This window comes from Gilliamella sp. wkB195, from assembly GCF_001690445.1.
GTDB lineage: Bacteria > Pseudomonadota > Gammaproteobacteria > Enterobacterales > Orbaceae > Gilliamella > Gilliamella apicola_E.
The window spans coordinates 78,105-93,602 of the sequence record NZ_LZGP01000025.1; the positions used below are offsets into that span (position 1 = coordinate 78,105).

A 15,498-nucleotide genomic window follows, 5' to 3' on the forward strand; every position below is an offset into this window, starting at 1 on the left:
ACTTAACTCCGCAATAAAAAGCAGACGATTCCTGATTTAACATATATGTCTGCATTGATTAATCTTATAGGGCGTGAATTTTACGCAAAATTTATGCTTGTTGCAAGCGCTGTTTAATAAAAGATCGCAAAAAGTCATAAAAAAGATCTTTGATCAACGGTTTTCACGATACAATAGAGCTAAATTATTATTTATTTAAACAATATTTAACACAAAAATATTGAGTATCGATATGCTAAAAAGAAAATTTCGCTACAGTGCATCTATTTTAAATCGTTTAACACTTTTAATGTTTTCTTTAGGTGCCATGGCGTTATTAGCTTTGTTTTTATCAATACAAGTAGCTAATGATACTAAAGGCAGTGCTTATATGATAAACCAATTGGGTTTAATTAGGATGAAAAGCTATCAATTTTTAGCCATGATCCCGATTGAAAAAAAGGACTATGATCGACTTAATATTTTTAATGATATTCCGTCTTCTGAGCAATTAAAATTATTTGAACGTTACCATTTAATTGATGAGCTTAACCAATTACAGTCTCAATGGATAACTGATATTGTCCCCAAAATTAAACAAGCAAACAGTATAGATGAAATAAAAAATGAAATTGATAAGTTTGTAACTCAGACCGATAAATTAGTCCATCAAATTGATCAAAAAACAGAAAATCAAATCCATTATATATCACAATTGCAATTTGTTTTTATCATTCTTATTGTTCTATTTCTTCTTGCGCAAATTTACTATTTACGTCGTTATCTTCTTGCGCCTTGGCGCAAATTAATTAATATGGCTGAATCTATTTCGCAACATAACTTTAGCCAACGATTTAACAGTAAGAAAAGTAAAAAGAACGAATTTGATTTATTGGGGCAAGCCTTCAATGAAATGGCAGAACAAATTGAATTGCAGTACCAATTATTAGAAGAACGTGTCACAGAAAAAACTGCCGAATTACAACAAATCAATAAAATATTGTCGTTTCAGTATCAAGCTATAAAACAACTGCACACATCAGATCCATTATGTGAACGCTTTTTAATTATACTCCGCCAGCTTGAGGAATTAGTGCCATTAACACAGTTTCAAATTCGTTTTTATGAGTCGGATAATATAGAACATTATCAACAAATCAGCTATGCCAACCAACAAAGACTACCTTATTGCCAAAATTCAGAATGTAACGCTTGCCTTATTCCATCAAAATCTTATCAAGAAAATGGATTTCAACGTTATTGGTATCTTCAAGAAAAAGGTGAAAAATTTGGTATTTTATTTGCTCTACAACCATCAACAATGCATCTAAGTGCAGAACAAGAAAATTTAATTACAGCCTTAGTCGAGCAAATGACGACAGCACTAATGCTTGATAGGCAAATAGAACAACAAAAACAATATCTATTAATGAAAGAGCGCTCAGCAATGGCCAGAGAGTTACATGACTCTATAGCACAATCTCTTTCTTGTTTAAAAATTCATCTTAGTTGCTTACAAATGCAACCAGATTTAACCTCACAAACAAGTAGTGATTTGCTAGCTATTATGCGTACAGAAGTTAATATTACTTATTCTCAATTAAGAGAATTAATAACTTCTTTTCGTTTACGACTTAATCAAACCGGTTTTTATGCCAGCTTAATGGAATTGATCGAAGAATTTAATCAAAAATTGAAATTTAAAATACAAGCTGAATATCAACTACCTCTCAATATCATTAAGAGCAAATATGCATTCCATCTATTGCAATGTGTACGCGAATCTTTAAATAATATTTATAAACATGCTAATGCAACACAAGTTAAAATAAGTTTAACTATTGATGATAACCAGATTATTACTGTCAGCATAAAAGATAATGGTATTGGTTTACAAAATAATGCTAATCAAGATAATCATTATGGATTAATAATTATGCGTGATAGAGTTGGAATATTAAATGGCAATTTAACCATTAATAGTAAGCCTAATCTAGGCACTGAGATTGTAATAACGTTTAAAGCAACTACAATGATCCCATTTAAAATGATAGAAGAATAACAAATGGAACAAGTTAAAAGTTCAATATTACTTATTGATGATCATCCCATGTTAAGAAATGGGGTTAAGCAGCTTATAAAAACAATCAATAATTTTGAGGTTATCGGTGAAACAGGCTCTGGCTTAGAAGGGGTTATGCTTGCAGAAACACTTGATCCAGACATTATTTTATTAGATATCAATATGAATGATGTGAATGGATTAGAAATCTTGCGTTATTTACGAGAAAAAAATATTTCTGCTCGAATCATTATATTTACTGTATCAGATGCAAAAGAAGATATCATTACTGCTATCAAAACCGGTGCTGATGGCTATTTATTAAAAGATATGGAACCGGAAAACCTTCTGAAAGCATTAATAGATATTTCTGAAGGCAAAATCACCATGGATGAAGCAATTTCACCTATTATTCTTGATTATATGCGTCATGGTGGAGGCACGACTACAAGCCAGTCCCATAATATTAATTTACTCACACCAAGAGAACGAGAAATATTTAATTTATTAGTTCAAGGATTATCAAATAAATTAATAGCGAAAGAGTTAGATATTGTCGAAAACACAGTAAAAGTCCATATAAAAAGTATATTTAAAAAACTAAATTTTAAATCTAGAATGGAAATGACTGTATGGTATTTACAAAGTAAAGAATAGCTAGTACTAATTATGCCATTCTTCACTTTATCTAACATTAAAGTTTAGAAAACCAATTTAACTTTTTGCGTAATGCAACTACACGTCCAATAATAATTAAACTAGGACTACAAGCATGTAATGCAAGTTGAGTAAGATCACATAATAATCCCTCTACAACTTTCTGATTGGCTTTTGTACCTTCTTCTACTATAGCCACCGGTATATTACTATCCATACCATGTTTAATTAATTGTGTTTTAATATTTTCTGCTTGTGATAACCCCATATAAAAAACGAGAGTCTGTTTTTCAGCAGCTAAACTTTGCCAATCCAAATGAGTGCCATCTTTCAAATGCCCCGTAATTAAACGAACACTATGAGCATAATCACGATGAGTTAATGGTATTCCACTATAAGCTGAGCATCCTGAAGCAGCTGTAATTCCTGGTACTAACGAAAAAGGAATATTAGCATCAAATAGTGTTTCAAGCTCTTCTCCGCCTCGACCAAAAATGAAGGGGTCACCACCTTTAAGTCTTACTACTCGCAACCCTTTTTGGGCTTGCTCAAGTAATATTTGGTTAATTTGTTCTTGTGGCACACAATGAAAACCAGGCCGCTTACCGACAAAAATTCGCTGAGCATCTCGTCGAGCTAAATTCATTATTTCATCGGATACTAATCGATCGTAAACAATAATATCGGCTTGTTGAATTTGTTGAAGAGCTTTTAATGTCAACAACCCTGGGTCACCCGGACCGGCACCAACTAAAACCACTTCACCTCGATAATCAACGGGCTCTTCAAATAATTCATTAGTTAACATTTCAACTTTTTCTGAATCATTATTAGCTATAGCTTGAGCTAACCTATCATGTGTAAATAGCTTTTCCCAGAATCTTCTCCGTTCAGTCATGCTTTGATAAGTTGCTTTTACTTTATTACGCAAATAACCAGCATATTTCGCTAGTTTGCCAATATTTTGCGGTAAAATCGCTTCTAGTTTTTCACGTAATAACCGTGCCAATACAGGGGCATGACCTTCTGAAGATATCGCAACCATTATTGGAGAGCGATCAATAATAGAAGGCATAATAAAACTAGCACCTTTAGGTGAATCAACGATATTACAGAAAATACGTCGCTTTTCTGATTCTATACTGACTTGCTGATTGGTTTGTTGACAATCTGTTGCGGCAATAACTAACCATTTATTATCGAGTAGTTGTGTATCAAATTCACCTTGTATTAAAACCAATTGTTTTTGTTCTTGCCAACAGACAAATTGCTGAGTAAATTCGAGAGCATTGACAGTTAAATTTGCGCCAGCTTCAAGCAATAACCGAGCTTTACGCTCGGCTATTTCCCCACCACCAACTAATAAGCAATCACGGTTTTCTAATTTACAAAATAAAGGTAAATAATCCATAGACTTTAAAAACAACCATTAATATCTTATTGATCTAAAAAATTTACTGTTAATAATCCAATAATTCTTAAAAACAGTAAGCTAAACAATTACAACCTTATTCAATAATGATTAAGGTCGATCTGCTTTAGGTGTTGAAAACCAATATCCTAAGCCCATAAACAGTGCTCCAGATACTAAATTACCCAATGAAACCCATAACAAGTTATGCCCAATACCACCTAAAGTATAGGCATCAGTATGATTTCCAAACCAAGAAAGAGAAAATAACGTCATATTAGCAACACTATGCTCATACCCACAAGCAATAAATGCCAATAAACACCACCATATAGCAATAAATTTAGCTGAACCTTCAACTCGATTTGCCATCCAAATAGCTAAACAAACTAACCAATTACATAAAATTCCACGAAAAAATAGAGCCATTGCGGGAGTGGATGTTTTTGCTAATGCCGCAGTATGTATAAGGGAAGTATCTGTTGCCAATAATGGGCTTGCAGCCCAATAAAATAAAGCAGCAACAAAAATAGATCCCAGTAAATTGCCTAGCCACGTTTGTGGTAATACCCACCACATTTGAAAGTGTGTAATCTTTTTAGCTTGAACACCAAATGTTAAAAACATGGTATGCCCAGTAAATAACTCCGAGCCCGCTATAACAACTAAAGTTAATGCAATTCCAAATGTTGCTCCCATAACTAAAGGTCTAACTGATGCATCAAGCAAATTACCCAGAGTAAAAATTAATATGATACCCAGACCAACATAAGCACCAGCCATAGCAGAACTTAGCCAAAACCCTATAGGATTGGTTTTAGCTAATTTAACAATACGTGCTGCATTAACAGCACATTTATTAATTGTTTCTGTATACATTTATTATTCCTATTTTTATTTATTAGTTAAATTTAACTTTAACAAATCCATCATTATCAATTTTGACCTCATAGTGTGCGATGGAATAACTTGCATCTTCAAAACAATAACCATCTTTTAAACGAAAGCGTTGTTTTTTCAGAGGACTAGCAACCCATAATTCATTTTCATGCTCACAAATAATCCCCCTAGAAAGCACACTAGCATTAGCAAAAGGATCAATATTACTAATCGCATAAAGCTCGTCAGAATGAAAAGGACGAAAAACAGCGACATGCTCTTTACCAACTAAAGCACAAACTCCTGTTTCAGGAAAAATATCTTCAATTTTACAGATAGTTACCCATTGACTCATAATCTACTCTCCTGACATAACTTGACGTTCTTCAAGGGTGGCGGGACGATGTTGTTGTCGCTCAGGTACAAACTGAACATTATCGTCTCGTTTAGGACTATTAATAAAATGAGCAAACCGGATTTGTGCTTCTGGATTATTAACAGTTTCTTTCCATTCACAAACAAAAAGCTTACGAATGCGAGCCATCTCTTTTTCAAGTTCGTCATTGATACCTAATTTGTCATCAATAATGACACTACGCAAATATTCGATCCCCCCCTCAAGGTTTTCAAACCAGACAGAAGTCCGTTGTAATTTATCCGCTGTACGAATATAGAACATAAGGAAACGGTCTAGGTAGCGAATAAGGGTTTCTCGATCTAAATCTGCAGCTAAAAGATCGGCATGACGAGGTTTCATACCACCATTACCACAAACATAAAGATTCCAACCTTTTTCAGTTGCAATAACGCCAATATCCTTACCCTGAGCTTCGGCACATTCACGGGTACAACCTGAAACACCAAGTTTGAATTTATGAGGCGCTCGAATACCTTTATAGCGGTTTTCTAATTCGACACCTAAACTAACACTATCTCCTACCCCAAACCGACACCAAGTGCTACCTACGCAAGTTTTTGCCATACGTAATGCCTTAGCGTAAGCGTGACCACTCTCAAAACCAGCATCAATCAGTTCTTTCCAGATAGCAGGAAGATCATCTTTTTGCGCACCAAACAACGCTATACGTTGTGAACCAGTAATTTTTGAATAGAGATTGTATTTCTTAGCAATCTGACCAACCGCAATCAATCCTTCTGGAGTAATTTCACCACCAGCACTACGAGGAATAATTGAATAAGTACCATTTTTTTGAATATTACCTAAAAAGATATCATTACTATCTTGTAACGGTACAAGATCTGGTTTAAGAATATAATTATTCCAACATGAAGCTAATATAGATCCAACTGTTGGTTTACAAACTTCACAGCCATAGCCGGTACCATGCTTTTTTATCACTTCATCAAAGGAAGTTAATCCTTCAACACGAATTAAGTGAAAAAGCTCTTGCCGAGAATATTTAAAATGTTCACAAAGTGCATGGCTTACTTCAATACCTTGTTTCGCTAATTCCAAATTAAGGATTTGCGTTACTAGTGGTATACAACCACCACATCCACTACCCGCTTTAGTTTCAGCTTTAATTGCAGCAATAGTATGACAACCAGCATGAATAGCTTGAACAATTTTTGCCTTTGTCACATCAAAACAAGAACATATTTGTGCACTATCAGGTAATGCGTCAGCGCCTAATGCAGGCTTAGCACCTGCATGTGATGGTAAAATTAGAGAATCAGGATGTTCAGGTAAATCCATATCATTAAGCATCAGTTGCAGCAAGTTACTATAATCAGATGTATCACCAACTAAAACAGCACCTAATAGTTTTTTATTATCATTAGATACCACTAACTTTTTATAAACTGGTACACTTTCATCTAAATAAACATAGCTTCTGCTAGCTATTGTTTTAGCCTTTGCATCACCAATACTACCAACGTCGACTCCCATTAATTTGAGTTTAGCACTCATATCGGCACCTTCAAATTTAGCGCTTTCACCGATTAAATGTGCTAAGGCAACTTGTGCCATTTTGTAACCAGGTGCAACTAAACCGTAAACTTTACCTTGCCAACAGGCGCATTCACCTATGGCATAAATATCCGGATCTGAAGTTTGGCAATAATCGTTAATAACGATACCTCCTCTAGGTCCAATATCTAATTCACACGCTTTAGCTAATTGGTCATTGGGACGGATGCCAGTTGAAAAAACAATAAAATCAATTTCAAGTGATGAACCATCAGAAAATTGCATAACTTTACCTGATGGGGTATGAATAATTTCTTGAGTATTTTTGCTTGTATGAACTCCAACTCCCATCTCTTCGATTTTTCTACGCAGTTGATCACCACCCATTGCATCAAGTTGCTCTGACATTAAGACTGGAGCAAATTCGACAACATGAGTTTCAACTCCTAAGTTTTTCAATGCACCAGCAGCTTCAAGTCCAAGTAAACCACCACCGACAACTGCACCTATTTTACAATTACTAGCACAATCACGAATCGCATCGAGATCTTCAATGGTACGATAAACAAAACAATTCGCCCCTTCAGCACCTTTAATTGGAGGAACCCATGGATAAGAGCCCGTTGCAATAATCAACTTATCATAAGAAACAATACGCCCAGTTTGTGAATGCACCTCTTTACGTTGGCGATTAATCAAAATCACCCGTTCATTAAGTAAAATATTAATATCATTTTCTTGGTACAAGCCTTCCCGAACTAAAGACAGTGCTTCTGCAGTATGGCCTGAAAAATAGGAAGAAAGATGAACACGATCGTAAGCTACTCTTGGTTCTTGGCAAAAGATGGTAATTTTAAAATTATCAGACTGCATTTTTTCGATAATTTCTTCGACAAAACGATGTCCAACCATCCCATTGCCTATAATAACGAGATTGGTTTTACTCATAAAAAGCTCCAAATTTATTTTTAATTCAATTATTTAATTTTTATCTATACGATATTTTAAGGAACTTTAAATAGAATATAATTACCCTCAAGGATTACCACTTTAGTAGTAGATTAAATAATAAGCTTTAAAACAATAAGTTATCATTATTGACTAACTAAATATCAATGAAAATTAACAAATTAATGATATCAACCTCTCAAACTAAAGTAAAAAAACAATTGCCAATTTAGGACAAACCAGTATAATTAGCCGACTAAATAAATTAGGTAAAGCAATTGAATTACAACTCAAGAATACTTCCTTCGCGCGAAACTTTAGCAAAAGCACAAAGTTTTAATGATGAAATTATCGAGGTTTCAGGCGTTGATCTGGTCCTAAGTTTAATTACTACTGCCGATTTAATTCGTTCTAATATTTATGCACAACTTGCAAAAGATTATGATGTTTCTGAAGGAAAATTTGCATTGCTAATGTCATTGTATAGTGAAGGTGAAACCTGCGCTAGCGAGCTAGCATTGAAAGTTGGCGTCACTCCTGCAACTGTCTCAGTAATGGTTAAACGGATGTTAGCTGCGCAAGATCCTTTAATATCGATGACGAAAAGTGGGGAAGATGGTCGTTCTCGACTAATCAGGCTCACCACAACTGGTGTAAATCTTATACAAAAAGCGCTACCTAATCACTTAAAATCGATTCGTGCTTTTGCTCAGGTTTTAAATGCACAAGAGCAGGAATCTTTAATTGCAATGTTACGTAAATTATTACGTAAATAATTGCTTTTAATCACTAAAAATCATGATATTTTAACAATATACTTAGCTGACTAAATAAATGAAAAATAAACTAAACTTAGATTTACCAAAAAACATTAAAATTCCTGCTATATTTTTATTGCTACTTCTAATTGGATCAACATTGATTTGTCTTGGTTCAAGGAACGATGCAGTAACTGTTGCTAAAAGTATCAAATCAGGCGTATTAACTGCTGATGAAATCAATGTTGCATTTCAAAATGTAGGTGGCAAAGTCATTAAACGGTTTGTCCAAGAATCACAATTTGTAAAAAAAGGCGATCCATTAATGCAACTTGAAGATACTGATACGCAGCTATCAATAGATCGCTTACAAGCGCTAGTTGATAGTCAAACAGCCGCAGTTAATCAAGAACAAGCAGCAATCGAAATCACTGAAAATGAAACTAACCTCAATGAATTATCAACGTGGCGGAAAATAGAAGAAGTTAAAGCGAACTTAGAAGCTGCAATATCTTCTCGAGACTTAGCTAATACTGAATTTCAACGTCATACTCAATTAAGAAAAACTGGAGGCTCTTCACAATCACAACTTGATGCTGCACGCAATGCCTACATTAATTCAAAAATGCAAGTTGTACAGATTGAAAGTCAATTATCAACATTGATGATTGGTGCATCACCTGAGCAAATCACCCAGTTTGAACAAACTAGAAATGCAACGGGTATGACATTGCAGTCGATTACTATTGCTAGACAAAAACTGCAAAATCGCCAAAATCAACTTGCTCAAATCCGTGCTCAACTCGCACAAGCCGAAGCTGATTTAAAACAACTAAAAGTAAATTATAGCCGCCTTACATTAGTTGCACCAGAAGATGGAAAAGTATTAAAACTAATGTTTGAAGATGGTGAAATGGTGCCTGCTGGTGCACCAGCAGTATTGTTAGAAACAGACCGTAAATATGTTGACATCTATGTTAACGAAAAAATGGTTAATGATTATCAACCTGAAACTAAAGTAAAAGCTAATGTGATTGCTCTGGACAAAACAGTAAAAGGAACTGTCCGTTTTGCAACAGCGGCGCCTTCATTTGCTGATTTACGAATGACTCGGGAACGAGGTCAGGCAGATTTAACATCTTATCAAGTCAGAATTTATATAGAACCTATACCGCATTTATTAACTGGTATGACAATTGAGGTTGATCAATGATGCAAAACATCATTAAATCTATGCTTGAAGAGCTTGATGCTATGTTATCAGGCCACTTCATTCCATATTATAAAGTGTGCTTAGGTTTAGCTGCTATCGTATCACTTGTATTTTCAATTGTGCTAAGCCATGGTTCAGTTTTTGAAGGAAAAATTGCTGTTATTGATCTTGATGGTTCCAATTACTCAACTGAATTAATCAGTAAAGTAAATACTTCACCATTTATTGAAATAACAGAAGTAATTCGCTCACCAATAAATCCAATTACATTAGTATCACACGACCGTAATTTAGGAGTGTTATATATTCCTAAAGGACTTGAAAAGTCTCTAAAAAAAGGGGATCAAACCGTTAAATTAGGTTATTTTGCTGATGATTCAAATGACGCACAAAATGCCAAGGTAATGCAAAGTCTTAATGAAATCATTCCTGAATCGGGTGCTGAATTGAGCGTTGGTAAAGTTGCAGCATTAGGACTTGGAAGAGAAGCAACTGAAGCAACCTTATCACCAATGCAATTGAAAACTAGGACCATGTTTAATCCATCTAGTTCATCAACAATATCCACTATAATCTATTTCGTTTACTTCTTCTCGTCATTAACGTATGGATTAACATCATTAATGATAATTGGCCGATTAAAAACAATGGGGATGTGGAATACCGTAATAGAACGTGGTTTTGTACCACTATTAGCGAGAACCGTGCCTTATGCCCTATTTTATACCACTGCTTTAACTTTAATTACTGCAATACTGGTTTTATTTGGACAATTACGCTTTGACGGTAATTACTTTATTTTTGTACCTAGCGTATTTATGACTGGACTCGCTTTTGGCTGGTTAGGTTTCCTATTATCTTGGAATACCAACCATCCTGGTGAAGGTGCTAGCAGAATGATTTTCCTTGTTCCACCAGGATTTATCATGGGCGGTTCAACCATGGCAGTAGGCATTATGCCAATCTGGGCATTTTATGTCAGCCACGCATTTCCATTAGTTTGGCTCTTCCGCTTTTTCCGCGATATAGGTATACGAGGACGTTCATTTGTCGATATGTTATCAACATATGGAATATTCATTATTTATTTAACCGTTATTGCTTTTATCGTGATGATGTTTGTTAATCGCTTGAAAAAACCAGACAATCAACTTGATTAAAACTTATCAAACTAAAGGCCTAATTTGCAAAAATCAATGCTCAAAAAGGCCTTTCCTCAACTTTTTTAATGTGTTAAATAAAACTTCAAAAAGATCACTAAATAAACCTTTAATAAAAACATGATCTAAATCACAAAAAAAACTTTTTTATATTGCAATAAAGAATTATAGTGACAAAATGTTACCCGTAACAGATTATTTTGGAGAATAACGTAATGACACAACAAAGGAAAAATGTTTTCGTATTCATGGGTGTATCAGGTAGCGGTAAATCGGTTGTTGCAAAACAAATAGCCGATAACCTAAATGCCGCTTTTCTAGATGGTGACTTTTTACATCCCAAAGCCAATATTTTGAAAATGCGCAGCGGTACCCCGCTAAATGATAACGACAGGATGCCTTGGTTAAACTTAATTAGTAATGCTGCATTTGCAATGAGTAATGTCAATGATATTTCGATTATTATCTGCTCAGCATTAAAAGAAAAATATCGAGACATTATTCGTGGAGAAAATGAAAATGTGCACTTTATTTATTTAAAAGGAAGTTTTGATGTTATCTCCCAACGTTTAGCTAAACGCCAAGGACATTATCAAAAAACAGGAATGCTACAGTCGCAATTTGACGCATTAGAAGAACCAACAGCCAATGAAAAAGATGTTTATGCTATCAATATTGAACAACCACTAAATGGTGTTATTGAAGATAGCATGAAGGTTATTAATTCAATATGTCATTGTGAATAAATTTATAAAAGTTTAGAAATTATAATAAATATAATCTAAGAGGTTAATGTGAATTCCACTATTTTAGCTGTAACTCAGCGCATTATTAATCGCTCTAAAGCAACACGTGAAGCTTATCTACAAAAAATAGAACATGCTATGTTAAAGAAAGTTACCCGAGCAAGTTTGCCTTGTAGTAACTTAGCTCATGGCTTTGCCGCTTGTTGCCTCGATGAGAAAAATGATCTTAAAAATATATTAAAAAGTAATATCGGCATTATCAGTTCTTATAACGATATGTTATCAGCACATAAACCTTATGAATTTTATCCAGAACAAATTCGAAAAGTGCTACATGAAGTCGGCGCTGTTGGCCAAATGGCTGGAGGAGTACCTGCTATGTGTGATGGTGTAACCCAAGGCGAACCGGGTATGGAAATTTCGCTAATGAGTCGAGATGTAATTGCAATGTCTGTTGCCGTTGGGTTATCACATAATATGTTTGATGGCGCACTGTATCTAGGAGTCTGCGATAAAATTTTACCAGGATTATTTATTGGGGCCCTATCTTTTGGGCATTTACCCGCTATCTTTGTGCCTTCTGGACCGATGCCTTCAGGTTTACCAAATAAAGAGAAAGTTCGCATTCGTCAACTTTATTCAGAAGGAAAAGCTTCTCGCGAAGATTTATTAGAATCTGAATCAGCCTCATACCATACCAGCGGAACTTGTACGTTTTATGGCACCGCAAATAGTAACCAAATGGTCATTGAATTAATGGGATTACATTTACCGGGAGCCGCTTTTGTTCACCCTGAAACAACATTACGCAATGAACTAACCAATGCCGCTGCAAGACAGATCACTCGTTTAACTAACCAATCAGGAAATTATATGCCAGTTGGTAAAATGGTGGATGAAAAAGTAATTGTTAATGGTTTAGTTGCGCTTTTAGCCACAGGTGGCTCAACCAATTTGACTATGCACATTGTCGCCATGGCTAAAGCGGCTGGTATTGTTATTAATTGGGACGATATTTCAGACTTATCAACAGTTGTTCCGTTATTGAGCCGAATATACCCTAATGGGCCGGCCGACATTAACTACTTCCAAGCAGCAGGTGGAACTTCATTATTGGTCCGAGAACTATTATCCGGTGGTTTGTTACATGAAGATGTTGAAACTGTAGTTGGCCATGGACTGAGCCGTTACACGAAAGAGCCAATTTTAGAAAATGGTAAACTCATCTTCCGCGAAGGTCCTAAAGAATCTTTAGATGAAAATGTGATTGCTTCAATAAAAAAACCTTTCAACTCTCATGGTGGCTTAAAAGTGATGTCTGGCAATTTAGGGAGAGCGATAATGAAAACGTCTGCAGTTACCGCTGAGCACCAAATTATCGAAGCACCTGCAGTAGTCTTTAATAGTCAGTATGATTTAGATGCAGAATATAAAGCTGGCAACCTCAACAAAGACTGTGTTGTAGTTGTTCGTTATCAAGGTCCAAAAGCTATCGGTATGCCAGAGCTACATAAATTAATAACACCATTGGGTGTTTTACAAGATCGCGGCTATAAAGTTGCGTTATTAACTGATGGACGGCTATCTGGCGCATCAGGCAAAGTACCGGCAGCTATTCATGTTACACCTGAAGCCTATGCTGGTGGATTATTAAGCAAAGTTGAACGAGGTGATATGATCAGAGTCAATGGTCAAACCGGTGAAATAACACTATTGGTTGATGAAGCTGAACTCGCAAAACGCAGTCCAGCACCCATCGATTTAACCGATTCCCATAAAGGTTTTGGTCGAGAACTTTATACAGTTGTTAGAGAAAATTTATCTTCAGCTGAAGAAGGCGCTGTTAGTTTTTAATCCAACTTATCTGCCGCAAAATGCGGTAGATATCGTAAAAATCCCCCTAAAAACCCCGTTCCTCAACTTTTTTTATCTATTGCTTAGTCTATTTTTTTACAAAATTATCAACCAACAAATTAACCACATCTTTCATTTTACCACTCAATGATGCCTTTACACTATAAAGCGCCATTCCCATTACTTGTGAAGTATGAATTTCAGGCGGCATAACTAATTCATATTCGTTTGTCTTAACATCTAATAATGCAGGTCCAGGGTGAGCTAAAAATGATTGCACTGCGGCTTCAAGCAAATCTGAACTATCGACACGAATAGCAAATAATCCCATCGCTTCAGCTACTTTAGCAAAATCAGGATTTTTTAAATCAGTATAGTGATCGACAAGCCCTTCTGATTTTTGTTCCAATTCAACAAAGTTAAGTGAGCTATTATTAAGTACAACAACTTTGATTGGCAGGTTTTCTTGAATTGTGGTTAACAAATCGCCTAACAACATACTAATACCACCATCTCCTGATAAGGTAATGACTTGACGATTAGGAAAAGCTTTTTGTACACCTAATGCTTGTGGCATCGCATTGGCCATAGTGCCATGTTTTAAACTAATAACGGTCCGTCTTTTGCCATTGGTTGAAAAATGACGGCAAGCCCAAACCATAGCAGAACCAACATCTGCACATAGTACGGCATCATCATTGGCATATTTATCAATCAATTCGGTTAAATATTGAGGGTGAATAACCGTTTTTGATGGTATCGCTTTTTTACCTAATTTATCAATTGCTTTAGTGTGTAATTCACGACATTTATCTAAAAATGCACTGTCTGCTTTTTCATTAACTAATGGCAATAAAGCGGCTAGGGTTGGTTTACTTGCACCTACAACACCAATATCTACACTATGGCGATGACCAAGATGAGTTGCATCGATATCTACCTGAATAATTGTTGCATCATCTGGATAAAATTGTGACCACGCAAAATCAACACCAAACATCAAAAGCACATCACACTCTTTTATCGCCGTTGCGCCAGACTCCATACCAAACATCCCTGTCATACCAACGTTATACGGATTATCATATTCGACGAAATCTTTAGCTCTTGAAGTATGAACAATTGGTGACTTTAATTTTTTTGCTAACGCAACTAATTCATCATGAGCTTCTGATACTCCATGACCTGCAAATATTGCCACTTTACTGTTTTTATTTAGAATTTCGGAGATTTGTGCTAGCTCTTCATCAGATGGCCGAATTACTGGTTTCGGGTGAAAAATTTTATGTCCACTATTATCTTCAACTTTGACTAAACTTATATTATAAGGAATGACTATAACAGCAACACCTCGTTGATTTATTGCTGCTTGTACAGCCGCTGTAGTAATTCGTCGTGCTTGTGTTGGATCCGAAATTTGCTGACAAAAGACAGAACAGTTTTTATAAATAGATTCAAAATCAACCTCTTGCGGAAAATCAGTTCCTTGTTGAGAGGTAACTAACTGGCTAGCCAGTAAAACCAACGGTACTTTATTGCGTTGTGCTTCATAAATACCATTTATAAAATGTAGGCTTCCTGGTCCACAAGAACCAGCACAAGCAGTTATTTGATCGGTAAGATAAGCTTCAGCTCCTGCAGCAAAAGCACCCACTTCTTCATGACGAACATGTACCCATTCAATATCACTTTTTTTGATAGCAGACGTAATTTGATTTAAGGTATCTCCAACAATACCATAACAATGTTTAACCCCCGCTTGAGATAACACTTCAATAATAATTTCCGCAACAGACTTTTTTGATGACATATTGACTCCTAAATATGGTTTTAAAATTAAACGCATCAAGTTGACTAAATTACACCTAAGTTTTATGAATGCGAAGAGCTTAAAAATA

At 35.3% G+C, this 15,498-nt stretch carries 12 protein-coding genes; 7 read left to right on the top strand and 5 right to left on the bottom strand.

Annotated elements, in window-relative coordinates; translation table 11 throughout:
* Window positions 1-232 precede the first annotated feature (232 nt).
* Both narX and narL read left to right on the top strand, forming a co-directional pair.
* A complete protein-coding gene (gene narX, locus A9G08_RS06505; RefSeq protein ID WP_065562919.1) occupies window positions 233-2,041 on the top strand; it encodes a nitrate/nitrite two-component system sensor histidine kinase NarX in 1,809 nt (602 codons plus the stop codon).
* Window positions 2,042-2,044: 3 nt separating this feature from the next.
* Window positions 2,045-2,698: a two-component system response regulator NarL gene (gene narL / locus A9G08_RS06510; protein ID WP_065562920.1), complete on the top strand. Its 654-nt coding sequence runs from the start codon at window positions 2,045-2,047 to the stop codon at window positions 2,696-2,698.
* A gap of 37 nt (window positions 2,699-2,735) precedes the next feature.
* Here narL and cysG read toward each other — a convergent pair whose 3' ends face one another.
* The 4 genes from cysG to nirB all read right to left on the bottom strand — a co-directional run bounded on the left by cysG (window position 2,736) and on the right by nirB (window position 7,869).
* Window positions 2,736-4,109 carry a siroheme synthase CysG gene (cysG, locus tag A9G08_RS06515; RefSeq protein ID WP_065562921.1) on the bottom strand — a complete coding sequence of 458 codons (1,374 nt, stop codon included), beginning with the start codon at window positions 4,107-4,109 and terminating at the stop codon, window positions 2,736-2,738.
* Window positions 4,110-4,220: 111 nt separating this feature from the next.
* Complete coding sequence (gene nirC, locus A9G08_RS06520; protein ID WP_065562922.1) at window positions 4,221-4,988, bottom strand: nitrite transporter NirC; 768 nt, start codon at window positions 4,986-4,988, stop codon at window positions 4,221-4,223.
* A gap of 22 nt (window positions 4,989-5,010) precedes the next feature.
* Window positions 5,011-5,343 carry a nitrite reductase small subunit NirD gene (nirD, locus tag A9G08_RS06525; RefSeq protein ID WP_065562923.1) on the bottom strand — a complete coding sequence of 111 codons (333 nt, stop codon included), beginning with the start codon at window positions 5,341-5,343 and terminating at the stop codon, window positions 5,011-5,013.
* A 3-nt stretch (window positions 5,344-5,346) separates the two neighbouring features.
* On the bottom strand, window positions 5,347-7,869 hold the full coding sequence (gene nirB / locus A9G08_RS06530; protein ID WP_065562924.1) for a nitrite reductase large subunit NirB: 2,523 nt from the start codon (window positions 7,867-7,869) through the stop codon (window positions 5,347-5,349).
* 278 nt (window positions 7,870-8,147) lie between these two features.
* On the opposite strand from nirB, the gene A9G08_RS06535 reads away from it, so the two are divergent.
* The 5 genes from A9G08_RS06535 (at window position 8,148) to edd (ending at window position 13,600) form a co-directional block, all read left to right on the top strand.
* Window positions 8,148-8,645 carry a MarR family winged helix-turn-helix transcriptional regulator gene (locus A9G08_RS06535; RefSeq protein ID WP_065562925.1) on the top strand — a complete coding sequence of 166 codons (498 nt, stop codon included), beginning with the start codon at window positions 8,148-8,150 and terminating at the stop codon, window positions 8,643-8,645.
* A 58-nt stretch (window positions 8,646-8,703) separates the two neighbouring features.
* Window positions 8,704-9,840, top strand: coding sequence for an HlyD family secretion protein (locus A9G08_RS06540; RefSeq protein WP_065562926.1), 1,137 nt, complete (start codon window positions 8,704-8,706; stop codon window positions 9,838-9,840).
* The gene (locus A9G08_RS06545) at window positions 9,837-11,000 is read left to right on the top strand and encodes an ABC transporter permease (RefSeq protein WP_218058430.1); all 1,164 of its coding nucleotides are present in this window, start codon (window positions 9,837-9,839) and stop codon (window positions 10,998-11,000) included. Before A9G08_RS06540 ends, A9G08_RS06545 begins: the two co-directional genes overlap by 4 nt.
* Before the next feature lie 215 nt (window positions 11,001-11,215).
* Window positions 11,216-11,746: a gluconokinase, GntK/IdnK-type gene (locus tag A9G08_RS06550; RefSeq protein ID WP_065562927.1), complete on the top strand. Its 531-nt coding sequence runs from the start codon at window positions 11,216-11,218 to the stop codon at window positions 11,744-11,746.
* Between the two features lie 48 nt (window positions 11,747-11,794).
* Window positions 11,795-13,600 (top strand): phosphogluconate dehydratase, encoded by a 1,806-nt coding sequence (gene edd, locus A9G08_RS06555; protein WP_065562928.1) that lies wholly within the window; start codon window positions 11,795-11,797, stop codon window positions 13,598-13,600.
* An 88-nt stretch (window positions 13,601-13,688) separates the two neighbouring features.
* Here the strand turns inward: edd and A9G08_RS06560 are convergent, their stop codons facing one another.
* Window positions 13,689-15,410 carry a thiamine pyrophosphate-dependent enzyme gene (locus A9G08_RS06560; protein WP_065562929.1) on the bottom strand — a complete coding sequence of 574 codons (1,722 nt, stop codon included), beginning with the start codon at window positions 15,408-15,410 and terminating at the stop codon, window positions 13,689-13,691.
* Window positions 15,411-15,498 lie beyond the last annotated feature (88 nt).